This window comes from Mycolicibacterium smegmatis, assembly GCF_001457595.1.
Classification (GTDB): domain Bacteria; phylum Actinomycetota; class Actinomycetes; order Mycobacteriales; family Mycobacteriaceae; genus Mycobacterium; species Mycobacterium smegmatis.
Window position 1 is genome coordinate 1,852,643 of the sequence record NZ_LN831039.1, and the last position, 25,636, is coordinate 1,878,278.

Consider the following 25,636-nt stretch of genomic DNA (forward strand, 5'->3'; position numbering starts at 1 on the left):
TATCCGGGCGTTAAGGTCGGCGCATGGATGTACGCGTCGTCGACCACCCGCTGGCTGCTGCGCGCCTGACCACGCTGCGGGATGAACGCACCGACAACGCCGCCTTCCGGGCCGCGTTGCGGGACCTGACCCTGATGCTGGTGTACGAGGCGACGCGCGACGCGCCCTCGGAGCAGATCCCGGTGCGCACCCCCGTCACCGACACCGTGGGCTCGCGGTTGGCGAACCCGCCGCTTCTGGTGCCGGTGCTGCGTGCCGGGCTGGGGATGGTCGACCAGGCCCATGCCCTGATCCCCGAGGCGCAGGTCGGCTTCGTCGGTGTGGCGCGCGACGAGACGACGCATCAGCCGACGCCATACCTGGCCTCGCTGCCCGACGATCTCAGTGAGCGTGCGGTGTTCGTGCTGGATCCGATGCTGGCCACGGGCGGTTCGATGGCGCACACGATCGGCCTGCTGCAGGCCCGCAACGCCGTCGACATCACCGCGGTGTGTGTGGTGTGCGCACCGCAGGGCATCGCCGCGCTGGAGGCCGTCGCGCCGGACATGCGCCTGATCACCGCGACGGTCGACGAGGGGCTCAACGAGATCGCCTACATCGTGCCTGGCCTCGGTGACGCGGGTGACCGCCAGTTCGGGCCCCGGTGAACCGGCCGTCCTGAACCAGCCCGGTCACCAGCCTTTCGCGGCGCGGCAGAGTTCGTCGCTGATGCGGTTCGCGCGTTCCCGCGCGGCGGCCAGATCGTCGGTCGGAGCGCAGCGAACCTCGATGTAGGACTTGAGTTTCGGTTCGGTGCCGGACGGCCGCACCACGATGCGCACGGCGGTGCCGCCGTCCTCGCCCGTGAAGATCAGTGCGTCGGTGCGTTGCTGCCCGCGACGTTCGGCCAGATCCTCGACGGCCACGGTGAACCCGGCCAGTTCGTCGGGCGGCTGGGTGCGCAGGCGGCCCATGGCCTTGTCGGCGTCGGACACCTGGCGTGACACCGCACGTGTGACGTGTACGCCGTGGGCGCGGGCGAGGCCGTCGAGCGCGTCGACGATGGTGCGGCCCTGATAGCGCAGCGCCGCAACCAGATCACACGCGAGGATCGCGGCGGTGATGCCGTCCTTGTCGCGGACCGACGACGGGTCGACGCAGTGCCCGATGGCCTCCTCGTACGCGTACACCAATGTGGTGCCGGGAGATCCGGCGCGCGCCAGCCACTTGAAGCCCGTGAGCGTCTCGACGTGATGGGCGCCGTGCGCCGCGGCGATCGAGGCCAGCATGCGTGACGACACGACGGTGCTGGCCACCACCGTGGACTCGCTGACCATCCCCGGTTCGATCTGCGACAGAATGTAATCGCCCAGCAGCCAACCGGTTTCGTCGCCCGAGAGCATGCGCCATCCGTCGGGGGTGGGGATTCCGACCGCACACCGGTCCGCGTCGGGGTCCAGCGCGATCGCGATCTCGGCCCCGACCCGTTCGGCCAGTGCGAGCAGTTCGTCGGTGGCCCCCGGTTCCTCCGGGTTGGGGAATTCGACCGTGGGGAACTCGGGATCGGGGTTGAACTGCGACTCGACGACGTGCACGTCGTCGAGGCCGGCCAAGGCCATTGCGTCGAGTGTGAATTCGCCACCGACGCCGTGCATCGGCGTGAACGCGACTCGCACCGTGTCGGATCTGCGCCGCACCCGCGCGGCGCGTTCGAGGTAGGCCTTGATCTGGGCGAGACCGCCCGTGGTGACCGGTGCCCGCGTGATCTCGTCGGCGTGCGGCGCACGCGAGATGGCCTCTTCGATCTCGTGATCGGTGGGGGAGGTGATCTGCATCCCGCCGTCGACGAACACCTTGTAGCCGTTGTCGGTCTTGGGGTTGTGCGATGCGGTGATCTGGATGCCTGCGACGGCGGGCATGTGGCGCACCGCGAACGCGACCACGGGGGTGGGGACGGCCGCGAGCATCAGCTGCACCTCGAAACCCTCGGCCGCAAGCACTTCGGCCGCGGCCAGTGCGAACTCGTCGGACTTGTGGCGCGCGTCGCGTCCGACCACCACCTGGGATTCGCCGAGGCCGTGTTCTTTGAGCACCTGTGCCACCGCCCACGTGGTGCGCAGCACGACGGCGAGGTTCATGCCGTCGGGCCCGCCGCGCAGGGGTCCGCGCAGTCCCGCGGTGCCGAACGTCAGCGGATGGCTGAACCGGTGTTCGAGTTCCTCGGGGCTGCAGGCGCTCAGCTCGGCCGCCGTTTCCGGGTCAGGGTCGTGGGCGATCCATTCCTGCGCTGTTGTCGCGGTCGACGTCATGAGCCAAGTGTGCCCGCAGCGGCGTCGGCATATGCAAGCTTGCGCAGGACCGGTGCGACGAGCATCAGCAGATTGAACTCGAGCTCGGAGAGGTTCTCGCGCATGGTGTCGTGCAACCAGGCGTCGCGTTCGGCGCGGTCGGCCTCAAGGAGTTGGGCGCCGGCCTGTGTCAGGGAGATGAGCTGACGTCTGCGGTCGGTCTCGTCGGGGCGCCGTTCGATCAGTCCGCGCGTGACGAGTTCGTTGATGCTGTCGGTGAGTGACTGCGTGCGCACGTGCAGCCGCACGCCGAGTTCGGCGGGGGTGATGGTGCCGGACCGGTGCACCTCGCCGAGGATTTCCAGCTGGCTCAGCGTGAGGCCGTGGTCGGGACGGTGTCTGCGCATCTGGCGGGTCACCGCCATCATCGCTTCCCGCAGTTCGGTGGCCGCGGACGTCCCGGTGGCCGCTCGCAGCGGGGTGACATCAGCCATAACGAAGTTATACCTTGGTAATCGGCCAGCGAGGTCGGGATAACTGCAGAGAGTTGTGGGGAATTTACAAGGTTTGACTTAGGTTTGTGGGGGTAGGGAGGTGGAATGCTGAAGTCACGGTGGTCGCTCATCGCGCTTCGGTGGCTCCTCCTGCTCGCGGTGACGATCGCGGTCACCGTGCCGCTCACCCTCATCGGCGTCCCGTCGGCCGCCCTGTTCGCCGCCCTCGTGGTCGGCGTCGTGCTCGCGATCGCGGCTCTGGCCCCGGAACGCGTCCCGCGGCAGGCCGGCGTGGTGGCCCAGGGCGTGCTCGGTGTCTACATCGGCACCATGGTTCACCAGGACGCGGTCGACGCCCTGCACTCGGACTGGGCGATCGTGCTGGCGATCGCCGTGGCCACCCTGGTCATCAGCGTCATCGCCGGTGCGCTGCTCGGCCTGCACCGCGATGTCTCGCCGCTCACCGGATCCCTTGCGCTCGTGGCAGGCGGCGCGTCGGGCCTCGTGGCGATCGCGCGTGAACTCGGCGGCGACGACCGCGTGGTCTCGGTCGTGCAGTACCTGCGCGTCGCGCTCGTGACGGCCACCATTCCGCTCGTGGTGACCGTGGTGTTCCACGCCGATCGGTCGCATCCGGCCGTCGACCTACCGCAAACCGCCGCGGCGCCTTGGTATCTGAGCCTCGCGATGCTCGCGGGCCTGGTGATTGTCGGCGCGGTGGGCGGACGGTTGCTGCACATGCCGGGCGCCGGTCTGCTCGGCCCGCTGGCCCTGACCGTGGTGCTGCAGTTGACCGGTCTGTCGTTCGGCCTCACCGTCCCCGACGTGCTGGTGCAGGCCGGTTACATGGTGATCGGTTGGCAGGCCGGTGTGGCGTTCACCCGGGAATCGCTGCGGGCCATCGGACGGATCCTGCCGCTGGCCCTGCTGCTCATCGTGGTGCTCGGGGTGGCCACCGCACTGCTGGGGGTCGTGCTGGCCAACGTCACCGGCGTGACACAGCTGGAGGGTTATCTGGCCACGAGCCCCGGCGGCGTCTACGCGGTGCTGGCCACCGCGGTCGAGACGGGCTCCAATGTCACGTTCGTCATCGCCGCGCAGGTGCTGCGGGTACTGCTGATGCTGTTCGCCGCACCCCTGCTGGCCCGCGTGATGATCCGGCTCACGGGTCGTCAGACCGAGGCGGCCGAGGTCGCCACACCGGCACGTCGATAGATGACCGGCTGCGCCGCGACGCCGTTGGCCGCGAAGTTCGCCAGGACGAACGAGCGGAATGTCCGGTCGAACAACAGGCTCGGCAGGAAGGTCCGCAGCGTCGGCCAGCTCGCGTGGTTGACCACGCTGTAGTCGGCGGGCTCACCGGGCAGCGGCCGCAGCAGCGTCGAATCCGGCAGTGCCGTGTGGTGCTGGAACCATCCCGCGGTGTACTTCCACACGGCCTGCACCGTATCGGCGTCGTCGCAGTGGAAGTAGTTGAACAGAAACCACCGGTCGTGGCTGTGGTCGACGTCGGCGATGCGGGCCGCGTTGTCCGCCGCGATACGGCGGGTGTGCCGCGCGCCGCGCCGCAGAACCGATTCCAGATCGCCGAAGGCCGGGTCGGCACGCACGGCGTCGACCGCGTCGATCGATACTGTGCGGATCAGCACCACGACGTCGTGACGCGCGGGGCGAACACCCGCACGGGCCAGCACATCCGACCCCTCGCCGGGTGGGCGCAGCACCGCGCGGAACACCGCGGCCTCGACGACGTCGTCGCGGCGGGCGAGACGTTGCGTCAGCTCGACCGCGCGGTCCACGGCGCGGCGCCGGTTCGCCGACGGTGCCGCGAACGGCCCGACCCATCTGCCGAATTCGGCTGCGAGCATGACGAACCCGTGGTCGGTGGGCGTGATCAGTTCGACCGGGACGGCCAGGGTGTCGTTGACGAGTTTCATGATTCTCCTTCCGTGGGACGGGGGTCAGCGACGGTCCAGCCCGGACAGCCGCCAGGCCAGTGCGCGCCGTACGGCGGGCAGGGATCCCGCGGCGCGCATGATCCGGTTGCGCAGCGGACGTTTTCGCGCCGACGCGGTCGCGAGATCGGTGAGCCGTCCGGTGGCCGCGACGATCTTCTGTGCGGTGCGACGACGGTCGGCCGCGTAGTCGTCGAGCGCGGTGTCGGGGGCGCCGTCGAGCACCTCCGAAAGCGCCCCGGCGAGCATGACGGCGTCTTCGATGCCGAGGTTCATGCCCTGCCCGCCGGCAGGGGAGTGCACGTGCGCGGCGTCGCCGGCCAGCAGAATCCGGTTGGCGCGGAACGTGTCCGCGACCCTGTGGTGCACGCGGAACCGCGAACTCCACACCACGTCCCGGACCGCGGCGGGTGACGCGTGCGGGCCGCGCTCGTCGAGCAGGCCCTGCACGAACGCCGCATCGGGGTGTGCCTGCGCCTGCTGCGCGTCGACGGTCGCGACGATGCGGTGGATGCCGTCGGGCAGCGGTGCGACGACCACCAGGCCCGCGGGGGAGAAGTACAAAATCACCTCTTTGGTGGGGATGCCGCCCGAGAGCCGGACGTCGGCCAGCACGAACGATTCGGCATATGTGCTGCCGCTGAACGGAATCCGGGCCGCCTCACGCACCGTGCTGTGCATGCCGTCGGCGCCCACCACATATCGCGCGCGGATCCGCTGGCCGTCCTCGAAGGTGACCATCGCGTGCGTGCCGTGCTGGGTGACCGAGGTCACCGTGGCGGGCCGGATCACCTTGCCGCCGAGGGCTTCCAGACGCTTGAGCAGGAATGCCTCGGTGTCGGCCTGCGAGATCATCAGGGTGTAGGGGTAGGCGGTGGGTAACCGGCCGAACGGCACCTCGACGAGCAGTTCGTCGCGGTCCCGGATGGTGAACGCCGGCGTGTGCACACCGCGGTTCACCAGGTCGTCCACGACGCCGTAGGGCTCGAGCAGTTCGAGCGTGCGGGCGTGCACCACGGCGGCGCGCGAGGTGTTGGCGCCCTCGGCCTGGCCGTCGACGACGGTCACGTCGCGGCCCTGCTGGGTGAGCACCATCGCGGCGGCGAGGCCGACGGGGCCGGCCCCGACGATCAGGACATCAGTTGCGATTGTCATCTCGACTCCTTTGTCAACACTTGTTGGCCAACGCTTGTTGACAAAGGTATGCCCGGTGAAAGGTGATGTCAACACTTGTTGGCCTACACTTGTTGACCATGAGGCGATCGGCAGCTGAGACCAAGTCGGTGATCCTGGCCGCGGCCCGTGAGCGCTTTGCCGCCGACGGCTACGAGCGCGCCACGATCCGGTCGATCGCGGCCGACGCGAGCATCGACCCGTCGATGGTCATGCGCTATTTCGGCAACAAGGAGCGGCTGTTCGCGGCCGCGGCCGAGTTCGACCTGGAACTGCCCGACCTGGCCCTGGTGCCGCGAGAGGAGATCGGCGCGACACTGGCCGGGCATTTCCTGGAGCGGTGGGAGCGCGACGAGGCGCTGCTGATCCTGCTGCGCGCGGGCGTCACCAACGAGGCCGTCGCCGAGCGCATGCGCACGATCTTCGCCGCGCAACTCGCGCCCGTGATCGCCAAGCTCACCGGCGGCGCCCCGGACGCACCGGTGCGGGCCAGCCTGGCCGCATCGCAGGTGCTGGGGATGGCGTTGTGCCGCTACGTGCTGGCGTTTCCGCCGCTGGTCGACATGTCACGCGACGGCGTCGTCGCCTGGATCGGCCCGACGCTGCAGCGGTACCTGGTGGGGTGAGGCGCGTCAGAGACGCGCGATGACTGAAGCGAGCAGCGCGCCCATGCGGGTGGCGGACTCGCGTCCGGCCTGCAGCACCTCGGCGTGGCTGAGCGGTTCTCCCGTCATACCCGCCGCGAGGTTGGTCACGAGTGACACCGCGAGCACCTCGGCGCCTGCCGCGCGGGCCGCGATGGTCTCGTGCACCGTGGACATCCCGACCAGGTCGGCGCCGAGGGTGCGCAGCATCCGGATCTCGGCAGGCGTCTCGTAGTGCGGTCCCGGCAGGCCGGCGTAGACGCCCTCGGCCAGCGACGGGTCGAACTCGCGGGCCACGGCCCGCAGACGCGGCGAGTACGCGTCGACCAGGTCGACGAACTGTGGCCCCACCAGCGGGGAGCGCGCCGTGAGGTTCAGGTGGTCACTGATCAGCACGGGCTGGCCCACGGTGTACTCGGGCCGCAGCCCACCTGCGGCGTTGGTGAGCACGACCGTGCGCACACCGGTCGCGACCGCGGTACGTACGGGGTGCACGACGTGTGCGAGGTCGTGGCCCTCGTAGGCGTGGATGCGGCCGACGAGCACCAGCACACGGTGTTCGCCGATACGGACCGACAGCACCTGACCGCCGTGGCCCGCTGCGGTGGGCGGGGTGAATCCCGGCAGGTCGGCCATGTCGACCACGCCGACGGGGTCGCCCAATTCGGCGACGGCGGGCGCCCAGCCGGATCCGAGGACCACCGCGACATCGTGCTCGACGACGCCCGTCCGGTCGGCGATCGCGGTCGCGGCCGCCTGGCTCGAGGTATGCGGGTCGGTCACGGTAGGCGAGCTTAACGGGCCTGTTTCCCAAGTGAGATACTGCGAGAATGTCCACCGCCACCGCTTCTCGCAGCGTCGAGGACGCCGTCAGACGGCGCAGCGGTGACCTGATCGAACTCTCGCACTCGATCCACGCCGAACCGGAACTGGCATTCGCCGAACACCGCAGCAGCGCCAAGACGCAGGCACTCGTCGCCGAGTACGGGTTCGAGATCACCGCGGCGGCCGGCGGGCTCGACACCGCGTTCCGCGCGTCCTACGGCAGCGGGTCGCTGGTGATCGGGATCTGTGCCGAGTACGACGCGCTGCCGGAGATCGGGCACGCGTGCGGGCACAACATCATCGCGTCGTCGGCGGTCGGCACCGCGCTCGCGCTCGCCGAGGTCGCCGACCTGCTCGACCTCACGGTGGTGCTCGTCGGCACGCCCGCCGAGGAAACCGGCGGCGGCAAGGTCCTGCTGCTCGACGCCGGCGTCTTCGACGACATCGCCGCGTCGGTCATGCTCCATCCCGGCCCCGTCGACATCGCCGCGGCCCGGTCACTGGCGCTGACCGAGGTGGCCGTGAGCTACACCGGACGGGAATCGCACGCCGCGGTGGCGCCCTATCTCGGGGTCAACGCCGCCGACGCCGTGACGGTCGCGCAGGTGGCGATCGGTCTGCTGCGCCAGCAGCTGGCCCCGGGGCAGATGGTGCACGGCATCGTCACCAACGGAGGCCAGGCCGCCAACATCATTCCCGGCCACGCCGAGATGCGATACACGATGCGGGCCGTCGACATGGCGGGGCTGCACGAACTGGAAAACCGGATGGCCGGATGTTTCGCGGCCGGGGCGCTGGCCACGGGTTGTGAGCACGAGGTGTCCGAGACGGCGCCGGCGTATGCCGAGCTGAGGCCGGATGCGTGGTTGTCGGAGACCGTGCGCGCCGAGATGGTGCGGCTGGGACGGGAACCACTGCCGGAGAGTGTGGAGGCGAGTGTGCCGCTGGGCAGCACCGACATGGGCAATGTGACGCACCTGATGCCGGGGATCCATCCGGTGATCGGCGTCGACTCGGGCGGAGCGTCGCTGCACCAGCCGGCCTTCGCCGCCGCGGCGGCCGGGCCGAGTGCCGACAAGGCCGTGGTGGAAGGCGCGATCATGTTGGCGCGCACCGTTGTCCAGCTGGCCGAGACCCCAGCCGAGCGTGACCGCGTGCTGGCCGCGCAGAGTCGGCGGGTGGCGTCGTGAGCGTGGATCTGGGTGCGATCACCGACCGCTGGCTCGCCGAGCACTACGACGAGATGGTGGCCTGGCGCAGGCACATCCATGCCCACCCGGAGCTGGGACGGCAGGAGTTCGCCACCACCGAGTTCGTGGCGCGCCACCTCGCCGAGGCCGGGCTCAACCCGAAGGTGCTGCCAGGTGGGACGGGTCTCACGTGCGATTTCGGTCCCGAGGACGGTCCACGCGTGGCGTTGCGCGCCGACATGGACGCGCTGCCGATGGCCGACCGGACCGGCGCGCCGTACGCGTCGACGGTGCCCAACGTCGCGCACGCCTGCGGTCACGATGCGCACACCGCGGTGCTGCTCGGCACGGCCAAGGTGCTGGCCTCGGCGACTGAACTCCCGGTCGGGGTGCGGTTGATCTTCCAGGCCGCCGAGGAACTGATGCCCGGCGGCGCCATCGACGCCGTCGCGGCAGGCGCGCTCAACGGCGTCACCCGGATTTTCGCGCTGCACTGCGACCCCCGCCTGCGCGTGGGCCGTGTGGCCACCAAGCCGGGACCGATCACCTCGGCCGCCGACTCGATCGAGATCACGCTGCACTCACCGGGCGGTCACACCTCGCGGCCGCATCTCACCGGCGACCTGGTCTACGGGCTGGGGACGCTCATCACGGGCCTGCCCGGTGTGCTGTCGCGCCGCATCGACCCGCGCCACAACACCGTCATGGTGTGGGGTGCGGTCAACGCGGGCGTCGCGGCCAACGCGATCCCGCAGATCGGCACCCTGGCCGGCACGATCCGCACCGCGAGCCGCGACACGTGGCTGACGCTGGAGGCGATCGTCGACGAGACCGTGACGGCCCTGCTGGCGCCGTTGAACATCGAGCACAGCCTCAACTACCGGCGCGGCGTGCCGCCCGTGGTCAACGAGGACGTCTCGACGCGCATGCTGACCCACGCGATCGAGGCCGTCGGCCCCGACGTGCTGGCCAACACGCATCAGTCCGGCGGCGGCGAGGACTTCTCCTGGTACCTCGAGGAGATCCCCGGCGCGATGGGCAGGCTCGGCGTGTGGAGCGGGCAGGGGCCGCAACTGGACCTGCATCAGCCGACGTTCGATCTCGACGAGCGGGCGCTCGGTGTGGGGGTGCGCACGATGGTCAACATCGTGGCGGCCGCGCGCCAGTAGGTGGTTTGCCGACTCTCACCCTGAGCGGATGTTAATGCTCACATCCGGAGTTTGCCAGGGATCGCCTTCTGGCGCTTGCAGAATCGTTCATCGCTGAATTGTTGACTTCAAAAATGCTGCTCAGGGGCTGAAACGACACAGTCTTCGTAAGATCGCATTGACAATCCAGTGAAGTGGCTCACATACTTACGGACGGATGTTAACGCTCACATACCGGCCCGTTGTAACCGCCCGCTCGCAACGTTCAGTCAAAGACGTAGCCGCCGACGTTTATGACTGTGGCCCCGCTTAGGAGGATTGATGCGCAAGTTGACCTGGCTGGCCGCGCTGCTCGCGGCGCTGGCCATGGCGATGACCCTGTCCGGATGTGGACGGTCCGCCGAAGGTGGCGGCGGTGGCGACGGTGACGCCAAGGGCACCGTCGGTATCGCCATGCCGACCAAGTCGTCGGAGCGCTGGGTCGCCGACGGTCAGAACATGGTCGACCAGTTCAAGGCCCTCGGCTACGACACCGACCTGCAGTATGGCGACGACGTTGTGCAGAACCAGGTCTCGCAGATCGAGAACATGATCACCAAGGGCGTCAAGCTGCTGGTGATCGCCCCGATCGACGGCTCGTCGCTCACCAACACCCTGCAGCACGCCGCCGATCTGAAGATCCCGGTGATCAGCTACGACCGGCTGATCAAGGGCACACCCAACGTCGACTACTACGCGACCTTCGACAACACCAAAGTCGGTGTCCTGCAGGCCAACTACATCGTCGACACGCTCGGGGTCGCCGACGGCAAGGGCCCGTTCAACCTCGAGCTGTTCGCGGGCTCGCCCGACGACAACAACGCCACCTACTTCTTCCAGGGCGCCATGAGCGTGCTGCAGCCCTACATCGACAGCGGCAAGCTCGTGGTCAAGAGCGGCCAGACCACCTTCGATCAGATCGCCACGCTGCGCTGGGACGGCGGACTCGCGCAGTCGCGCATGGACAACCTGCTCAGCCAGGCCTACACGAGCGGTCGCGTCGACGCGGTGCTGTCGCCGTACGACGGGATCTCACGCGGCGTGATCTCGGCGCTCAAGAGCGCCGGGTACGGCAACGCCGCCAAGCCGCTGCCGATCGTCACCGGCCAGGACGCCGAACTCGCGTCGGTGAAGTCGATCGTCGCGGGCGAGCAGACCCAGACCGTGTTCAAGGACACCCGCGAACTCGCGAAAGCCGCTGTGCAGGAAGCCGATGCGGTGCTCACCGGTGGCACCCCCCAGGTCAACGACACCGAGACGTACGACAACGGCGTCAAGGTCGTCCCGTCCTACCTGCTCGACCCGGTCAGCGTCGACAAGTCCAACTACAAGAAGGTGCTGATCGATTCGGGTTACTACACCGAGACCCAGGTCCAGTGACGCAGGCATTACTCGAGATGCGGGGGATCACCAAGGAATTCCCCGGGGTCAAGGCCCTGTCGGGGGTCGACCTGACCGTCCCGGCCGGGTCGATCCACGCGATCTGCGGTGAGAACGGCGCGGGCAAGTCGACGCTGATGAAGGTGCTCAGCGGGGTCTATCCCCACGGGAGCTACGACGGTGAGATCTTCTTCGACGGAAAACTCTGTGAGTTCAAGGACATCCGCAGCAGTGAGCGGTGCGGCATCGCGATCATCCACCAGGAACTCGCGCTCGTGCCGTACCTGTCGATCGCCGAGAACGTCTTCCTGGGCAACGAGCAGGCCAAACGCGGCGTGATCGGTTGGGACAGAACCCTGACCGAGGCGCAGGCCCTGCTGGACCGGGTCGGCCTGCACGAGAGTCCGCAGACCCGCGTCGCCGATATCGGCGTCGGCAAGCAACAACTCGTCGAGATCGCCAAGGCGCTGTCCAAGGACGTGCGTCTGCTGATCCTCGACGAGCCCACCGCGGCGCTCAACGACTCCGACAGCCGCCACCTGCTGGAGCTGATCTCCGACCTGCGCGACCACGGCATCACCTCGATCATCATCTCGCACAAGCTCAACGAGGTGATGCAGATCGCCGACGCCATCACGATCCTGCGGGACGGTCACACGATCGAGACCATCGAGGTGAACGACCAGCTCACCGAGGACCGCATCGTGCGCGGCATGGTGGGACGCGACCTGACCCACCGCTTCCCGCCCCGCGGGGACCACGAGATCGGCGATGTCGCGTTCGCCGTGGCCAACTGGACCGTGCTGCACCCGATCGACCAGCAGCGCAAGGTGGTTGACGATGTGTCCCTCAACGTCCGCGCCGGCGAGATCGTCGGCATCGCGGGCCTGATGGGCGCCGGGCGCACCGAGTTGGCCATGAGCGTGTTCGGCCGCTCATACGGCCGCTACGTCAGCGGCAAGGTGTTCAAGGGCGACCGGGAGGTGAGCACCAAGACGGTGACCGACGCGATCCGCAACGGGATCGCATACGCCACCGAGGACCGCAAACACCTCGGCCTCAACCTGATGGACAGCATCGCCCAGAGCATCACGCTGCCGTCGCTGCGCAAGATCAGCACCCGTGCGGTGATCGACCACCACAAGGAAGTCGGTGTGGGCGAACGGTTCCGGGAATCCATGCGGATCAAGGCGTCGTCGGTGTCGGCCGTCACCGGCAAACTCTCGGGCGGCAACCAGCAGAAGGTCGTGCTGAGCAAGTGGCTGTTCACCGACCCCGATGTGCTGATCCTCGACGAGCCGACCCGCGGTATCGACGTCGGCGCGAAGTACGAGATCTACACGATCATCAACGAACTGGCGTCGCGCGGTAAGGCCGTCATCGTCATCTCCTCGGAACTGCCCGAACTGCTCGGCCTGTGCGACCGCATCTACACGCTCAGCGCCGGCAGGCTCACCGGTGAGGTGCCGCGCGCCGACGCCACCCAGGAGACCCTCATGCGATACATGATGAAAGGACGGGTCTAAGTGACCTCCACGGTGAATCCGCAGTCGGGGCAGGCGGACTCGGCTCCCTCGCCGGCGAACTCGCCTGCCACACCACCCACACCTCCCGGCCTGCGGACGCGGTTGTCCGCCTACCTGATGTCACATGTCCGGCAGTCCGGCATGGTGGTGGCGCTCGTCGCGATCGTGCTGCTGTTCCAGGTCTGGACCAGCGGCATCCTGCTCAAGCCGCTCAACGTCACCAACATCATCCAGCAGAACGGCTACATCCTGGTGCTCGCCATCGGGATGGTCATCGTGATCATCAACGGCCACATCGATCTGTCGGTCGGATCGGTCGCGGGGTTCATCGGCGCGATGTCGGCGGTCCTCATGGTCCGCAACGACATGCCGTGGCCGGTCGCGGTGGTGGTGTGCGTGCTCGCGGGCGCGGTGATCGGTGCCTGGCAGGGGTTCTGGATCGCGTTCGTCGGGATACCGTCGTTCATCGTCACCCTCGGCGGCATGCTCGTGTTCCGTGGCGCCACCCAGTACCTCCTGGAGGGGCAGTCCATTGCCCCGATGCCCCGGGGTCTGGAGCAGGTCAGCAGCGGGTTCCTGCCGGAATGGGGGACCAACGCGCTCTACCACTGGCCCACGGTCATTCTCGGTGCGGTCATCATGGTGGCCGCGGTGGTGGTGCAGTTCCGCAGGCGCCGCTCACAGATCCGCTACGGGCAGGACGTCTCCGGCGTGCCGGTGTTCATCGCCAAGTGCGCGGCGATCGTCGTCGCACTCGGCGCGGTGACCCTGCTGCTCGCGAGCTACCGTGGCGTTCCGATCGTCGGGATCATCCTGGTGGTGCTGACGCTGGTGTACGCGTTTATGATGCGCAACACCGTGTTCGGCAGGCAGGTCTACGCCGTCGGTGGAAATCCGGCTGCCGCAGCGCTTTCCGGTGTCCGCAACCGGTGGGTCACGCTGGCGGTGTTCGTCAACATGGGCATGCTGGCCGCCATCGCGGGTCTGCTGTTCGCGGCGCGCCTGAACTCCGCGACACCGCAGGCCGGCATCAACTTCGAACTCGAGGCGATCGCCGCGGCGTTCATCGGCGGCGCGTCGTCCAGCGGCGGTGTCGGCACCGTGTTCGGCGCGATCGTGGGCGGTCTGGTGCTGGGCGTGCTCAACAACGGTATGTCGATCCTCGGCATCGGCAGCGACATCCAGCAGGTGATCAAGGGACTCGTCCTGCTGGCCGCGGTCGGGTTCGATGTCTACAACAAGCGAAAAGGCGGACGCTAGGGGGGTGCACGAGCGGGCAGGCTGCGGTCTGCCCGCTCGTGCGCTCAGCGTGTGAGAACCGCGTCAGCCTCGATGACGAGATGGCTTCCGTCGAAGGTGATCCCGGACAGATCGGCCACGCTCACGTCGACGTCCTCGCCGATCGTCTGCGCACCGACGCCCACCACGAAACCCACGTTCGCGGCACGGGCCGCCAGGATGCCCAGGTGGGCGTCCTCGAACACCGCACACACGCGCGGCTCGAGTCCGAGCAGGTGCGCGCCGGTCAGGTAGGGCTCGGGTGCGGGCTTGCCCGCGGTCACGTCGTCGGCCGACACCAGGACGCGGGGTGTGGGCAGGCCGGCGGACAGCAATCTGGCAGCGGCCATCTCGCGCGCGCCTGAGGTGACCACTGCCCAGCGGTCCGCGGGGCTCGACGACAACAGGTCCACCGCACCGGCCATCGCGGGCACCTCGGTGGCCATCTCGATCTCCAGTTCGGTGAGAACCTTTGTGGCGAGCGCGCTGTCGCCGTCGCCCACCAGTTCGGCGACCACGTCCGACAGCCGGCGCCCGTGCTGGGCGTCGCGGTGGAAGTCGAAACCCGGCGCCCATGTGCGGGCCCAGTGGTTCCAGGCCGTCGCCGCGGCCTCGTGGGAGTCCACGAGCACCCCGTCGCTGTCGAACAGGATTCCGGCGATCGGGAAGGTCTTGTGAGATGTCATGTAGCAGATGTCATTTCGTTGTGGGCGGTGGGGCGGTGCTGGCGCGGACCACGAGGTCCGCGGGCAGCAGTGCGGTGTCGGTCTCGACCCCCGAGAGTTGAGCGGTCACGAGGGAGATGGCGCGGCGACCGACCGCCGCGAAGTCCTGACGGATGGTGGTGAGTGCCGGGATGAGATAGGCGGCCTCGGGGATGTCGTCGAAACCCACGACGCTGACGTCGTCGGGAACCCGGACCCCGGCCTCGTGCAGCGCGTGCAGCAGGCCGATCGCCATCTGGTCGTTGGCCACGAACACCGCGGTGATCTCCCGCTGTGCGGCGATCTTCTCACCGATCTCGTAGCCGCGGGCCGCGCTCCAGTCGCCGTGCCAATCGGGGTGCGGCACAAGGCGTGCGGCCAGCATGGCGTCGAGGTAGCCCTTGGTGCGTCCCGCGGCCTCGGGGAAGTTGGGTGGCCCGCTGACATGGGCGATCGCGGTGTGGCCGAGATCGATGAGATGCTGCGTGGCCTTTCGTGCGGCGCCGACCTGGTCGACACCGACGGTCAGGCCGGCACCGGAGAGGTCACCCTCGACCACGATCACGGGGACCCCGAAATCCTCGGACTGCACCAGGGTGAGCGCGTCCTGTTGCGCGGCCACCATCACGATGGCCTCCACCGAGAGCCGGGAGAGGTGCTCGACGGCACCGCGGATCGCCTGATGCGTGACCGACGCCAGCGGTACGGCGCTGGAGAAGTACCCGGCCTCGCGCGCGGCCTCCTCGACGGCGCGTTGGACGCTCGACGGGCCGTAGAGGCCGGTGTTGGTCCCGATGATGCCGATGATGCCGGAGCGGTTGGTCACCAGGGCCCGCGCCGCGGTGTTGGGGCGGTAACCCAGTTGGGCGATCGCGTCCTCGACGCGCCGCCGCGTGGCAGGCCGGATGCTCGGCGATCCGTTGATCACCCGCGACACCGTCTGATGGGAGACCCCGGCAAGGCGCGCGACGTCGGCCATCACAGGTTTGCGAGTCATGACGCCATTATCGCGGCGGCTCATCGTGGCTTCCGCACCAGCACCCTCTGCACCAGCACAAAGGCGAGCAGCAGGGCACCGGTCATGATGCGGGTCCAGTAGGAATCGAGATTTTCTGCGGTGACGAACGTCTCGATGGTGCCGAGCACCAGCACCCCGACCAGCGCTCCCGCGACGAAGCCGACGCCGCCCGCGAGGATGACCCCGCCGATCACGGCCGCGGCGATCGCGTCCAGTTCGAGTCCGACCCCGTTGAGGCTGTAGCCCGACAGCTTCTGCACCGCCAGCAGGATCCCGGCGAGCGACGCGCAGAACCCGCTGATGACGTACACCGACACGCGGGTGCGCGCGGCCTGCAGGCCCATGAGTTGCGCCGACTGCCGGTTGCCGCCGACCGCGTACACCGTCTTGCCGAACCGGGTGAGATGGAGGACGTACATGGCGCCGACGACCACGGCCAGCGCGATGATCACGGGCCAGCGGATGAACTTGTCGTCGTAGAGGTACAGGTACGTCAGCCCGAGGTTGCGCAGCACCGGGTCGTTGATCGGTATCGAGTCGACGCTGACGACGTAGCACATGCCGCGTGCCAGGAACATCCCGGCCAGTGTCGCGACGAACGGTTGTACGTCGAAGTACTCGATGATCAGGCCCATGGTCAGCCCCAGGAGGGGGCCGACCGCCAGCACGGTCACCAGCGCGACCGGCGCGGGCCAGCCGAGCGAGAGTGTTTTGGCCAGGATCACCGTGGACAGCGCCACCACCGAACCCACGCTCAGATCGATTCCGCCCGTGAGGATCACGAACGTCATGCCCACCGCGAGGACGATGAGGTAGGCGTTGTCGACCAACAGGTTCAGGAAAACCTGTGCCGGACTGGCGAACTGGTAGCGGTCGAGCACCGCGCCGAACATCGCCACGAACAGCACCAGCGTGGCGACCGGTCCGACGAAGCGTCCCTGCGCGTGACGGCGCAGGGTGGCCACCAGACCGGCGTCGGCGGTGTCGGGTGCGAGTGGGGGCACGGTTGCGGTCGGGGCGGTCATCGGTGGGACACCTTCGGTCGATCGGGCACGGCCGCCGCGATCTCGACGGCGGGTACGGGCGCGCGCCGGCGCGTGCGCCTTCTGCCGAACAGCGCACGGAACTTCGCCGACTGCAACAGCACGACCGAGACCACCACCAGCGACTTGAACACCAGCGTGACCTCGGGCCGGATGCCGACGGTGTACACCGTGGTGGTGAGCGTCTGGATGATCAACGCGCCCAGCAGGGTCCCGGTCAGGCTGTAGCGGCCGCCGAGCAGCGACGTGCCGCCGATCACGACGGCCAGGATCGCGTCCATCTCGATCCACAGGCCGGCGTTGTTGGCGTCGGCAGCCGAGATGTTCGACGCGATCATCAGGCCCGCGATGCCGGCGCACAGTGCGCAGAACACGTAGATCGCGAACACGATCGTGCGGCTGCGCACACCGGCCAGGCGACTGGCCTCGGGGTTGATCCCGACGGCTTCGAGCAGCGTGCCCAGCGCGGTGCGACGCGTGAGCAGGCCGATGAGCACGAACACCGCGAGGGAGACGAGGATCGCGACGGGCAGACCGAGGAAGAAGCCCGCGCCGAGCACCTTGAACGGGGGACTGGTGACGGTGATGATCTGTCCCTCGGTGACGAACAGTGCGATGCCGCGGCCCGCGGTCATCAGCACGAGGGTGGCGATGATCGGCTGAATACCCAGGGCCGCCACCAGCATTCCGTTCCACAGCCCGAGCACCGCGGCCACGGCCAGTGCGATGCCCATGGCCGCGAACACCGTCGGTACGCTCGCCGGGTCACCGGCCGCCGCGATGTGGGAGCAGGCCAGCGCACCGGAGATCGCGACGACCGCGCCCACCGAGAGATCGATGCCGCGTGAGGCGATCACCAGCGTCATACCCAGTGCGACCAGCAGGGTCGGTGCACCGTTGCGCAGGATGTCGATGACGCTGCCGTACAGGTGGCCGTCCTGCACGCGCACGCTCAGGAAGCCCGGCGTCAGGAACGCGTTGAGGATCAGCAGCGCGACGAGCGCGATCGCGGGCCACAGCAGAGGGGTACGCGCGAAACCTTTGAGCATCACGAGGTCCCCGCGATCAGCGCGGTGAGCTTCGACGGTGAGGTCCCGGCCTCGGCCAGCGCGACGTTGTGGCGGTCACGCATCACTGCGATGCGGGTGGAGATGCGGGTGACCTCGTCGAGCTCGGCCGAGATGAACACGATCGCCATGCCGTCGCCCGCAAGTTCGGTGACGAGTTTCTGGATCTGGGTCTTGGCGCCCACGTCGATGCCGCGCGTGGGCTCGTCGAGGATGAACAGGTCCGGTTCGGTGATGAGCCAGCGGGCCAGCAGCACCTTCTGCTGGTTGCCGCCGCTGAGGTTCTTGAGCAGCGTGTCCGGATTTCGCGGCCGGATGTCAAGGGCGTCGAGGTATTTCGCCACCAACTGGTCCTTGGTCTTCGTCGACAGGGGCCGGGCGAACCCCCGTCGGGCCTGCAGTGCGAGCACGAGGTTCTCCCGCACGCTGAGATCACCCACCACGCCCTCGTCCTTGCGGTTTTCGGAGGTGAACGCGAAACCGTGTGCGATGGCCGAGCGTGGTGTGCGCAGCGCGACGCGACGGCCGCGGATCTCGACGTGGCCGGACGTCGCGCGGTCGGCGCCGAACAGCAGCCGTGCCAGTTCGGTTCGCCCGGACCCCAGAAGGCCTGCCAGACCGAGGATCTCGCCTCGGCCGATGTCGAGGGTGACCGGGTGGACCGCGGGTACGCGTCCCAGAGCGTCGGCGCGGACCAGGGTTTCGCTCTGGTGCTCGGCCGTCTCGGCTGTCACGTTCGCGGCCTCGGCGACCTCGTCGAGCACGTCGAGCTGGCGTCCCAGCATGGCGGCCACCAGGTCGGATTTCGGCAGCTCGGCGGTGAGGTACTCGCCGACGAGTTTGCCGTTGCGCAGCACCGTCATCCGGTCGGAGATCGCGTAGATCTGGTCGAGGAAGTGCGAGACGAACAGGATCGCGGTGCCGCTGTCACGCAATCGCCGGATGACGCGGAACAGCTCGCCGACCTCGCGGGCGTCGAGACTCGACGTCGGTTCGTCGAGGATGAGCACCTGCGCGCGCACCGCAGTGGCCCTGGCGATGGCAACCAGCTGCTGGATCGCGATGGGATGTGACCCGAGTTGAGAGCGCGGGTCGATGTCGAGTTCGAGTTCGGCGAGCAGTTCGCGCGCGCGGCGGTTGAGCGTGCGGTAGTCGATGCGCCCCCAGCGCCTGGGCTCGCGGCCCAGCAGGATGTTCTCGCCCACCGTGAGATTGGGGCACAGGTTGACCTCCTGGTAGACGGTGCTGATGCCCGCCTCCTGTGCCTGCCGCGGCCCGGCGAAGGTGCACGGTGTGCCCGCGACGACGATGGTGCCGTCGTCGATGTCGTACACACCGGTGAGCGCCTTGATCAGGGTGGACTTACCTGCGCCGTTCTCACCCATGAGCGCGTGCACCTCGCCGGGAAGCAGCCGGAAGTCCACCCCGTCAAGGGCTTTCACGCCGGGGAACTCGATGCTGATCCCACGCATCTCGACGACCGGCTGCACCGCGGTTGGTTCGTTCATGCGATCAGTACTGACGGTTCGGCAGAGCGGCCTTGGCCTGCGCCTGGTCGAACGCCTCGTCGGGGGTCACCACGCGCTCCGGCACGGGTTCACCCGCGGCGACCTTCTTGGCCAGGTCCATCAGCTCGGGCCCGAGCAGGGGATTGCATTCGACGATGTAATTGAACTTGCCGTCGGCGAGGGCCTGCATGCCGTCGTGCGTCGCGTCGACCGCGACGATCTTGATGTCGGTGCCCGGCTTCTTGCCCGCGGCCTCGATGGCTTCCATCGCGCCGAGGCCCATGTCGTCGTTCTGGGCGAACACCACGTCGATCTGCGGGGTCGACTTCAGGAACGCCTCCATGACCTGCTTGCCGCCCGAGCGCGTGAAGTCACCGGTCTGCGAGGCCACGATCTTGAGGTTGGGGTTCTTCGAGATGCCCTCGGCGAAACCGGTTTTGCGGTCGATCGCCGGGTCGGCACCGGTGGTGCCCTCGAGCTGGACGATGTTCACCGGACCGGTCGCCGACGCGTACTGGTCGGCCACCCACTGACCGGCGCGGCGGCCCTCCTCGATGAAGTCGGCGCCGATGAACGTCTTGTAGACGTCGGTGTCCTGGGTGTCGACGGCGCGGTCGGTGAGGATCACCGGGATGCCGGCGTTCTTGGTCTCCTGCAGCACCGCGTCCCAGCCCGTGCGCACCACGGGACTGAACGCGATCACGTCGACGCCCTGCTGGATGAACGACCGTATCGCCGAGATCTGCTTCTCCTGCTCGCCGTTGGCGTCGGCGAACTTGAGGTTGACGCCCGCCTCTTCGGCGGCGCTCTTGATCGACTCGGTGTTGGCGGTGCGCCAGCCGCTCTCGGCGCCCACTTGCGCGAAACCGAGTGTGAGGGCGCCGTCGGGCGCGCTCCCACCCTCCGACCCCGGTGCCTTGCCGCTGCCGCAGGCGGTCACGGCCGCGGCGACGGCGACAACGCCGATCGCCGCAGCAAACATCTTCCTCACAAGCCGACTCCTTTGTCCGACGGCGCGGCCGGTGGCCGGCCCGTGTTGGTCATGTGCGTGGCGGGTGCCAGGTGCGTGCTCGATGCCACTCGCCTCCGAGGGCTATGACGCCGATCACAGGTCGTGATGTTAACGCTCACAGAAGCCGTGGTCAAGGGTGCTTGCGGCCCATTTTTCCGTGCGAAAGGGGCGAATGGTCACCAAATACTCGCGTGATGGCTCGACCTGGAAGTTACCTGGATTCCGTGATGAACGCGTTGACGAACCATAGATGTGATCGTTAACATTCGAGCTTGTGACTCAGACCACAGCGTTTCGATCAGGTGGAACGTGGCGACAGGAACCGGTGTTCAGCGGTGTGATCGTCAGGTGCCGGCAAACAGAGCAAAGGGGCCTTCGGTGACCCCGCCCGGCGCGCCGAAGTACGTCATCGGCGTGGATTTCGGCACGCTGTCGGGCCGGGCGCTCGTCGTCCGCGTCGCCGACGGCGCCGAGATGGGCTCGGCCGAGCACACCTACCGGCACGGTGTCGTCACCGAGGCACTCCCGGGCCATCCCGAGGTGCGACTGCCCGCCGACTACGCGCTGCAGGTGCCCGCCGACTACATCGACGTGCTGCGGTTCGCGATCCCGGAGGCCGTGGCCAACGCCGGAATCGATCCGGCCGACGTGGTGGGGCTGGGAACTGATTTCACGGCGTGCACCATGGTCGCCGCCACCAGTGACGGAACCCCGCTGTGCCAACTCGACGAGTTCGCCGACCGTCCGCACGCGTACGCCAAGCTGTGGCGCCACCACGCCGCGCAACCGCAGGCCGACCGCATCAACGCGCTGGCCGCGGCACGCGGTGAGACTTGGCTGCCCCGGTACGGCGGATTGATCTCCAGCGAATGGGAATTCGCCAAGGGTCTGCAGATCCTGGAGGAGGACCCCGAGATCTACGCCGCGATCGACCGATGGGTCGAAGGTGCGGACTGGATCGTCTGGCAGCTCACCGGCCGCTACGTCCGCAACATCAGCACCGCGGGATACAAGGCGATCCGCCAGGACGGCAAGTACCCGTCACGCGCGTTCCTCGCCGAACTCAACCCTGGTTTCGCGAGTTTCGTCGAGGACAAGATCGAACAACCCATCGGCAGGCTCGGTGAGGCGGCGGGCACGCTCACCGCTCAGGCCGCGGCCTGGACCGGCCTGCCCGAGGGCATCGTGGTCGCCGTCGGGAACATCGACGCCCACGTCACCGCGGCCGCGGCCGACGCCGCGGATCCGGGGCGCCTGATCGCGATCATGGGCACCTCGACGTGCCACGTGATGAACGGCCGGTTCCTGCGTGAGGTGCCGGGCATGTGTGGTGTGGTCGACGGTGGCATCACCGACGGCCTGTGGGGCTATGAGGCCGGGCAGTCCGGGGTCGGCGACATCTTCGCGTGGTTCACGAAAAACTGTGTGCCCAAGGAGATCGCGATCGAGGCGTCGCGGCGGGGCCTGACCCTGCACGAACATCTGTCGGAGCTCGCGGCCGAGCAGGAGGTCGGCGAGCACGGACTCGTCGCGCTGGACTGGCACAGCGGCAACCGCTCGGTGCTGGTGGACCACCACCTGTCGGGGATCATGGTCGGGCAGACGCTCGACACCACGTGCGTCGACCAGTACCGCGCCCTGCTGGAGGCCACCGCGTTCGGCACCCGCATGATCGTCGAGACCTTCCAGCGCAGCGGCGTTCCGGTCGAGGAACTCGTCGTGGCGGGCGGTCTCATCAAGAACCCGCTCTTGATGCAGATCTATGCCGACGTCACCGGACTCCCGCTGTCATGCGTGACCTCCACGCAGGCGCCTGCACTCGGCGCGGCGATCCACGCGGCCGCGGCTGCGGGTGAATACCGTGATGTGCCAACGGCATCGGCGCGGATGGGCGGGCGCACCAAGAACGCGTTCACGCCGATCCCGGAGAACGTCACGCGCTACAACGCGCTGTACGCGGCCTACGTCGAACTGCACGACTGGTTCGGGCGCAACAACCCGCTCATGCGGCGCCTGCGGGTGATGCGCAGCAATGCCGAACGCCGCGAGACGGTGGGGTCGGCCCAATGAGCGTCACCACCGAGATCGATGCCGTCATCCGGCAACTGCGCAAGCAGGTATGTGATCTGCACGCCGAGCTGACCCGCTACCAGCTGGTGATCTGGACCGCCGGAAACGTCTCCGCGCGTGTGCCCGACCGCGACCTGATGATCATCAAACCCTCTGGCGTGGACTACGACTCGATGACGCCCGAGCAGATGGTGGTGTGTGACCTCCACGGTGAACTCGTCGACGGTGATCTCGCACCGTCGTCGGACACCGCGGCGCATGCCTACGTGTACCGGCACATGCCCGAGGTCGGCGGCGTCGTGCACACCCACTCCACCTATGCCACGGCGTGGGCGGCGCGCGGCGAGGCGATCCCGTGCGTGCTCACGATGATCGCCGACGAGTTCGGCGGCGACATCCCAGTGGGGCCGTTCGCACTGATCGGCGACGACTCGATCGGGCGGGGAATCGTGGAGACCCTGCAGCACAGCAACTCTCGCGCCGTGCTGATGCGCAACCACGGTCCGTTCACGGTCGGGCGCGATGCGCGCGACGCGGTCAAGGCCGCCGTGATGGTCGAGGACGTCGCGCGCACGGTCCACATCAGCCGCCAACTCGGCACCCCCGATGTGATCCCCCCGGCCGATGTCCGCCGGCTTTTCGACCGCTATCAGAACGTCTACGGGCAACCGCAGGCCAGTCAGGAAGGGTGACGGTGGCCGAACACTTCACCGATGAGGAAATCTGGTTCGTCACAGGCAGCCAGTCGTTGTACGGCCAGGAGATCCTGGACCAGGTCGCCGAGCAGTCACGGGCACTGGCCGAACGCCTGGACGCCAGCGCGGATCTGCCTGTGGCCGTGCGGTGGAAGCCCGTGGTGACCACCAGCGAGGCCATCCTCGACGTCCTGCGCGACGCGAGTTCGTCCCCGCAGTGCGTCGGCGTGATCACGTGGATGCACACGTTCTCGCCGGCCAAGATGTGGATCCGCGGCCTGAGCGCGCTGCAGAAGCCCATGCTGCACCTGCACACGCAGTTCGGGGTCGAAATCCCATGGGACACCATCGACATGGATTTCATGAACCTCAACCAGGCCGCACACGGCGACCGCGAGTTCGGGTACATCCAGACCCGGCTTTCGGTGCCGCGCACCACCGTCGCCGGGCACGTCGGCGACCCGCGCACCACGGCACGCATCGGATCGTGGATGCGCGCGGCGCTCGGGGCGGCCGAGTTGCGGTCGCTGCGCATCGCGCGTTTCGGCGACAACATGCGTGACGTCGCGGTCACCGAGGGCGACAAGGTCGAGGCCGAATCGCACTTCGGCGTCTCGGTCAACACCTACTCGGTGAACGACCTCGCCAAGGCCGTGTACGACGTCAGCGACCCCGAGATCGACAAGCTGGTACAGGAATACGAGGACACCTACGCGGTGGCCGAGGAACTGCGCCGCGGCGGCGAACGCCACGCGTCGCTGCGCGAAGGCGCCCGCATCGAACTGGGCTTGCGGCACTTCCTGGCCGACGGCTTCGGCGCGTTCACCACCAACTTCGAGGACCTCGGCGATCTGCGCCAACTGCCCGGCCTGGCCGTGCAGCGGTTGATGGCCGACGGTTTCGGGTTCGGCGCCGAAGGCGACTGGAAGACCTCGGCGATGGTGCGCACGGTCAAGACCATGGGTGTGGGCCTGCCCGGTGGCACGTCGTTCATGGAGGACTACACCTACGACCTGACACCGGGATCCGAACGCATCCTGGGCGCGCACATGCTGGAGGTCTGCCCCAGCATCGCGGGCCAGACGCCCAGCCTGGAAGTCCATCCGCTGGGCATCGGCAACCGTGAGGACCCGGTCCGTCTGCGCTTCACCGCGGCCCCGGGTTCCGGTGTGGTGCTCGGTATCTGCGACATGGGTTCACGGTTCCGGTTGGTGGCCAACCACGTCACGGTCGTCGAACCGTCCGCGCCGCTGCCCAATCTGCCGGTCGCGTGCGCGGTGTGGGAGCCCGAGCCGTCGTGGTCGACGTCGACGGAGGCCTGGCTCATGGCGGGCGGCCCGCACCACACGGTGCTCACCACGGCCGTCTCGCCGACCACGCTCGACGACTTCGCCACCATCACCGGCACCGAGCTGCTGCAGATCGACCAGCACACCACCCCGCGTGAGTTCCAGCGCGAGATGCGCTGGAACGCGGTCTACCACCACATCGCCGCCGGCCTCTAGGTCTCTGTAGGTCACCCAGCACCGCGAGGTCACCCAGCACCGCGAGGTCACCCCAGCACCGCGAGCGTGCGTGTCCGCCGCCCGACACACCGCCCTTCAGTAACACCCCACGCACGCTAATGGGATGTGATCGGCGTTTTGTTACCGGGTTTTGTGGGTGTATGGCGAGACGCTGATTGATGAGCGGCTGGCCGGTGAGCACTTGCGCACGCTGGAGTTGTGGAGTCCTTAAGTTCGTAGTTGCAGTTTCTTCGTGTTGTTGAGGCAGTTACGTTGGGCTGTGACCCGGGTGGGTCGGGTGTGGCTGTGGTGTGTGTTGCCGGCCCCTTGGTGCGGCTTGAAAGGACTGGCCGCCCGGCCTGCCTGGACTTCTCTGGCTGCTGATTGAGATCTGCGATGTGATCGCTTGTTTAAGGAAATGCTGGCGGGGTTGTCCTTGGGGATCATGTTGGCAGACAAGCGAAAAGAGGTGTGATGGCGGCGGGCCAGGTGTGGGCTGGAGTGGATGTCGGTAAAGAGCATCACTGGGTATGTGTGGTCGACGACAGCGGGAAGGTGGTGTTGTCGCGCCGGTTGGTTAACGATGAGCAACCGATCCGAGAGCTCGTGGCTGAAATCGACGAGCTGGCCGAGCGAGTGTTGTGGGCGGTGGACCTGACCACGGTGTATGCCGCCCTGTTGTTGACGGTGCTGGCCGACGCTGGCAAAACGGTCCGGTACCTGGCCGGCCGGGCGGTGTTGAATCGCCCTGGGTTCCCCGGAGGCTCGGGCTATTGGATTGCGACCAGGTGTTGGTCGCTCCGTTGGGCATCGTAGAAGACGTCTTCGAACTCTGCGGGCGGGACGTCGTTGAGGTAGCCGTGTAGCCGGTTGGTGTTGTGCCAGTGCACCCAGCCCAGGGTTGCCAGCTCGACGTCCTCGACGGTCTTCCAGGGGCCGCTGTGGCTCGGTCCGTAGATCAGCTCAGATTTGTAGTAACCGTTCACTGTCTCGGCCAGAGCGTTGTCGAAGCTGTCCCCAACCGATCCGATAGAGGGGACCGCGCCGATCTCGGCCAGGCGTTCACCGTATCGCAGCGATGTGAACTGGGCGGAT

22 protein-coding genes and 2 pseudogenes are annotated in these 25,636 nt (G+C 67.9%); 12 read left to right on the forward strand and 12 right to left on the reverse strand.

All coding sequences use genetic code 11. From position 1 onward, the window contains the following. Positions 1-23 precede the first annotated feature (23 nt). Positions 24-647: a uracil phosphoribosyltransferase gene (upp, locus tag AT701_RS08690; RefSeq protein WP_003893093.1), complete on the forward strand. Its 624-nt coding sequence runs from the start codon at positions 24-26 to the stop codon at positions 645-647. A 24-nt stretch (positions 648-671) separates the two neighbouring features. On the opposite strand, the gene AT701_RS08695 is transcribed toward upp, so the two are convergent. Together AT701_RS08695 and AT701_RS08700 are read right to left on the reverse strand one after the other, a co-directional pair. Continuing rightward, positions 672-2,288 (reverse strand): phospho-sugar mutase, encoded by a 1,617-nt coding sequence (locus AT701_RS08695; protein WP_011727833.1) that lies wholly within the window; start codon positions 2,286-2,288, stop codon positions 672-674. Further along, a complete protein-coding gene (locus AT701_RS08700) occupies positions 2,285-2,761 on the reverse strand; it encodes a MarR family winged helix-turn-helix transcriptional regulator (RefSeq protein WP_003893095.1) in 477 nt (158 codons plus the stop codon). Before AT701_RS08700 ends, AT701_RS08695 begins: the two co-directional genes overlap by 4 nt. A gap of 105 nt (positions 2,762-2,866) precedes the next feature. Between AT701_RS08700 and AT701_RS08705 the strand changes: the two genes are divergently transcribed. Continuing rightward, positions 2,867-3,976: an AbrB family protein gene (locus tag AT701_RS08705; protein ID WP_003893096.1), complete on the forward strand. Its 1,110-nt coding sequence runs from the start codon at positions 2,867-2,869 to the stop codon at positions 3,974-3,976. Here AT701_RS08705 and AT701_RS08710 read toward each other — a convergent pair. Together AT701_RS08710 and AT701_RS08715 are read right to left on the reverse strand one after the other, a co-directional pair. Next, positions 3,934-4,698, reverse strand: a complete 765-nt coding sequence (locus AT701_RS08710; RefSeq protein WP_058125666.1) for a hypothetical protein — start codon at positions 4,696-4,698, stop codon at positions 3,934-3,936. The genes AT701_RS08705 and AT701_RS08710 overlap by 43 nt on opposite strands. A 24-nt stretch (positions 4,699-4,722) precedes the next feature. After that, entirely contained in the window at positions 4,723-5,871 is a 1,149-nt protein-coding gene (locus AT701_RS08715; RefSeq protein WP_011727834.1) for an FAD-dependent oxidoreductase, read from the reverse strand. A gap of 98 nt (positions 5,872-5,969) precedes the next feature. On the opposite strand from AT701_RS08715, the gene AT701_RS08720 reads away from it, so the two are divergent. Continuing rightward, positions 5,970-6,515: a TetR/AcrR family transcriptional regulator gene (locus AT701_RS08720; protein ID WP_011727835.1), complete on the forward strand. Its 546-nt coding sequence runs from the start codon at positions 5,970-5,972 to the stop codon at positions 6,513-6,515. A gap of 6 nt (positions 6,516-6,521) precedes the next feature. Here AT701_RS08720 and AT701_RS08725 read toward each other — a convergent pair whose 3' ends face one another. After that, on the reverse strand, positions 6,522-7,316 hold the full coding sequence (locus AT701_RS08725) for a purine-nucleoside phosphorylase (protein ID WP_011727836.1): 795 nt from the start codon (positions 7,314-7,316) through the stop codon (positions 6,522-6,524). Positions 7,317-7,363: 47 nt separating this feature from the next. Between AT701_RS08725 and AT701_RS08730 the strand changes: the two genes are divergently transcribed. From AT701_RS08730 to mmsB, 5 genes are all read left to right on the forward strand, one after another. After that, positions 7,364-8,548, forward strand: coding sequence for a M20 family metallopeptidase (locus AT701_RS08730; RefSeq protein ID WP_011727837.1), 1,185 nt, complete (start codon positions 7,364-7,366; stop codon positions 8,546-8,548). A gap of 53 nt (positions 8,549-8,601) precedes the next feature. After that, on the forward strand, positions 8,602-9,717 hold the full coding sequence (locus AT701_RS08735) for an amidohydrolase (protein WP_042510626.1): 1,116 nt from the start codon (positions 8,602-8,604) through the stop codon (positions 9,715-9,717). Positions 9,718-10,017: 300 nt separating this feature from the next. Then, positions 10,018-11,115, forward strand: coding sequence for a multiple monosaccharide ABC transporter substrate-binding protein (gene chvE / locus AT701_RS08740; protein WP_011727839.1), 1,098 nt, complete (start codon positions 10,018-10,020; stop codon positions 11,113-11,115). Between the two features lie 17 nt (positions 11,116-11,132). Beyond that, the gene (mmsA, locus tag AT701_RS08745) at positions 11,133-12,641 is read left to right on the forward strand and encodes a multiple monosaccharide ABC transporter ATP-binding protein (protein ID WP_036463239.1); all 1,509 of its coding nucleotides are present in this window, start codon (positions 11,133-11,135) and stop codon (positions 12,639-12,641) included. Then, on the forward strand, positions 12,642-13,901 hold the full coding sequence (gene mmsB / locus AT701_RS08750; RefSeq protein WP_058125667.1) for a multiple monosaccharide ABC transporter permease: 1,260 nt from the start codon (positions 12,642-12,644) through the stop codon (positions 13,899-13,901). A 44-nt stretch (positions 13,902-13,945) separates the two neighbouring features. Here mmsB and AT701_RS08755 read toward each other — a convergent pair whose 3' ends face one another. Genes AT701_RS08755 through AT701_RS08780 form a run of 6 tightly spaced genes read right to left on the reverse strand, consistent with a single transcriptional unit; the run spans position 13,946 to position 20,241 of the window. After that, on the reverse strand, positions 13,946-14,605 hold the full coding sequence (locus tag AT701_RS08755) for an HAD family hydrolase (protein ID WP_011727842.1): 660 nt from the start codon (positions 14,603-14,605) through the stop codon (positions 13,946-13,948). 10 nt (positions 14,606-14,615) lie between these two features. After that, positions 14,616-15,620, reverse strand: coding sequence for a LacI family DNA-binding transcriptional regulator (locus tag AT701_RS08760; protein ID WP_003893107.1), 1,005 nt, complete (start codon positions 15,618-15,620; stop codon positions 14,616-14,618). Between the two features lie 20 nt (positions 15,621-15,640). Then, complete coding sequence (locus AT701_RS08765) at positions 15,641-16,666, reverse strand: ABC transporter permease subunit (protein WP_011727843.1); 1,026 nt, start codon at positions 16,664-16,666, stop codon at positions 15,641-15,643. Further along, entirely contained in the window at positions 16,663-17,733 is a 1,071-nt protein-coding gene (locus AT701_RS08770; RefSeq protein WP_058125668.1) for an ABC transporter permease, read from the reverse strand. Before AT701_RS08770 ends, AT701_RS08765 begins: the two co-directional genes overlap by 4 nt. Continuing rightward, complete coding sequence (locus AT701_RS08775) at positions 17,733-19,259, reverse strand: sugar ABC transporter ATP-binding protein (RefSeq protein WP_223495455.1); 1,527 nt, start codon at positions 19,257-19,259, stop codon at positions 17,733-17,735. Before AT701_RS08775 ends, AT701_RS08770 begins: the two co-directional genes overlap by 1 nt. 4 nt (positions 19,260-19,263) lie before the next feature. After that, on the reverse strand, positions 19,264-20,241 hold the full coding sequence (locus tag AT701_RS08780; protein WP_014877170.1) for an ABC transporter substrate-binding protein: 978 nt from the start codon (positions 20,239-20,241) through the stop codon (positions 19,264-19,266). Positions 20,242-20,649: 408 nt separating this feature from the next. Between AT701_RS08780 and araB the strand changes: the two genes are divergently transcribed. The 4 genes and pseudogenes from araB to AT701_RS08800 all read left to right on the forward strand — a co-directional run. After that, on the forward strand, positions 20,650-22,341 hold the full coding sequence (araB, locus tag AT701_RS08785) for a ribulokinase (protein WP_058125669.1): 1,692 nt from the start codon (positions 20,650-20,652) through the stop codon (positions 22,339-22,341). Continuing rightward, positions 22,338-23,033 carry an L-ribulose-5-phosphate 4-epimerase gene (locus AT701_RS08790; protein WP_003893113.1) on the forward strand — a complete coding sequence of 232 codons (696 nt, stop codon included), beginning with the start codon at positions 22,338-22,340 and terminating at the stop codon, positions 23,031-23,033. The genes araB and AT701_RS08790 overlap by 4 nt, the downstream gene beginning before the upstream one ends. A 2-nt stretch (positions 23,034-23,035) precedes the next feature. After that, positions 23,036-24,541, forward strand: a complete 1,506-nt coding sequence (gene araA, locus AT701_RS08795) for an L-arabinose isomerase (protein ID WP_011727846.1) — start codon at positions 23,036-23,038, stop codon at positions 24,539-24,541. Positions 24,542-25,015: 474 nt separating this feature from the next. After that, positions 25,016-25,279, forward strand: a pseudogene (locus AT701_RS08800) (IS110 family transposase); the annotation flags it as partial. A gap of 32 nt (positions 25,280-25,311) precedes the next feature. On the opposite strand, the pseudogene AT701_RS34690 reads toward AT701_RS08800, so the two are convergent. Beyond that, a pseudogene (locus AT701_RS34690) lies at positions 25,312-25,632 on the reverse strand (integrase core domain-containing protein); the annotation flags it as partial. Positions 25,633-25,636: the final 4 nt, after the last annotated feature.

Excerpts from the sequence above, each read along its gene's own strand:
- AT701_RS08730 (WP_011727837.1), top strand. The coding sequence starts at position 7,364 with ATGTCCACCGCCACCGCTTCTCGCAGCGTCGAGGACGCCGTCAGACGG.
- AT701_RS08760 (WP_003893107.1), bottom strand. The coding sequence starts at position 15,620 with ATGACTCGCAAACCTGTGATGGCCGACGTCGCGCGCCTTGCCGGGGTC.
- AT701_RS08720 (WP_011727835.1), top strand. The coding sequence starts at position 5,970 with ATGAGGCGATCGGCAGCTGAGACCAAGTCGGTGATCCTGGCCGCGGCC.
- mmsA (WP_036463239.1), top strand. The coding sequence starts at position 11,133 with ATGCGGGGGATCACCAAGGAATTCCCCGGGGTCAAGGCCCTGTCGGGG.
- AT701_RS08705 (WP_003893096.1), top strand. The coding sequence starts at position 2,867 with ATGCTGAAGTCACGGTGGTCGCTCATCGCGCTTCGGTGGCTCCTCCTG.
- AT701_RS08775 (WP_223495455.1), bottom strand. The coding sequence starts at position 19,259 with ATGAACGAACCAACCGCGGTGCAGCCGGTCGTCGAGATGCGTGGGATC.
- AT701_RS08770 (WP_058125668.1), bottom strand. The coding sequence starts at position 17,733 with ATGCTCAAAGGTTTCGCGCGTACCCCTCTGCTGTGGCCCGCGATCGCG.
- AT701_RS08695 (WP_011727833.1), bottom strand. The coding sequence starts at position 2,288 with ATGACGTCGACCGCGACAACAGCGCAGGAATGGATCGCCCACGACCCT.
- AT701_RS08715 (WP_011727834.1), bottom strand. The coding sequence starts at position 5,871 with ATGACAATCGCAACTGATGTCCTGATCGTCGGGGCCGGCCCCGTCGGC.
- AT701_RS08755 (WP_011727842.1), bottom strand. The coding sequence starts at position 14,605 with ATGACATCTCACAAGACCTTCCCGATCGCCGGAATCCTGTTCGACAGC.
- chvE (WP_011727839.1), top strand. The coding sequence starts at position 10,018 with ATGCGCAAGTTGACCTGGCTGGCCGCGCTGCTCGCGGCGCTGGCCATG.
- AT701_RS08765 (WP_011727843.1), bottom strand. The coding sequence starts at position 16,666 with ATGACCGCCCCGACCGCAACCGTGCCCCCACTCGCACCCGACACCGCC.
- upp (WP_003893093.1), top strand. The coding sequence starts at position 24 with ATGGATGTACGCGTCGTCGACCACCCGCTGGCTGCTGCGCGCCTGACC.
- AT701_RS08780 (WP_014877170.1), bottom strand. The coding sequence starts at position 20,241 with ATGTTTGCTGCGGCGATCGGCGTTGTCGCCGTCGCCGCGGCCGTGACC.
- AT701_RS08790 (WP_003893113.1), top strand. The coding sequence starts at position 22,338 with ATGAGCGTCACCACCGAGATCGATGCCGTCATCCGGCAACTGCGCAAG.
- AT701_RS08700 (WP_003893095.1), bottom strand. The coding sequence starts at position 2,761 with ATGGCTGATGTCACCCCGCTGCGAGCGGCCACCGGGACGTCCGCGGCC.
- AT701_RS08735 (WP_042510626.1), top strand. The coding sequence starts at position 8,602 with ATGGTGGCCTGGCGCAGGCACATCCATGCCCACCCGGAGCTGGGACGG.
- AT701_RS08710 (WP_058125666.1), bottom strand. The coding sequence starts at position 4,698 with ATGAAACTCGTCAACGACACCCTGGCCGTCCCGGTCGAACTGATCACG.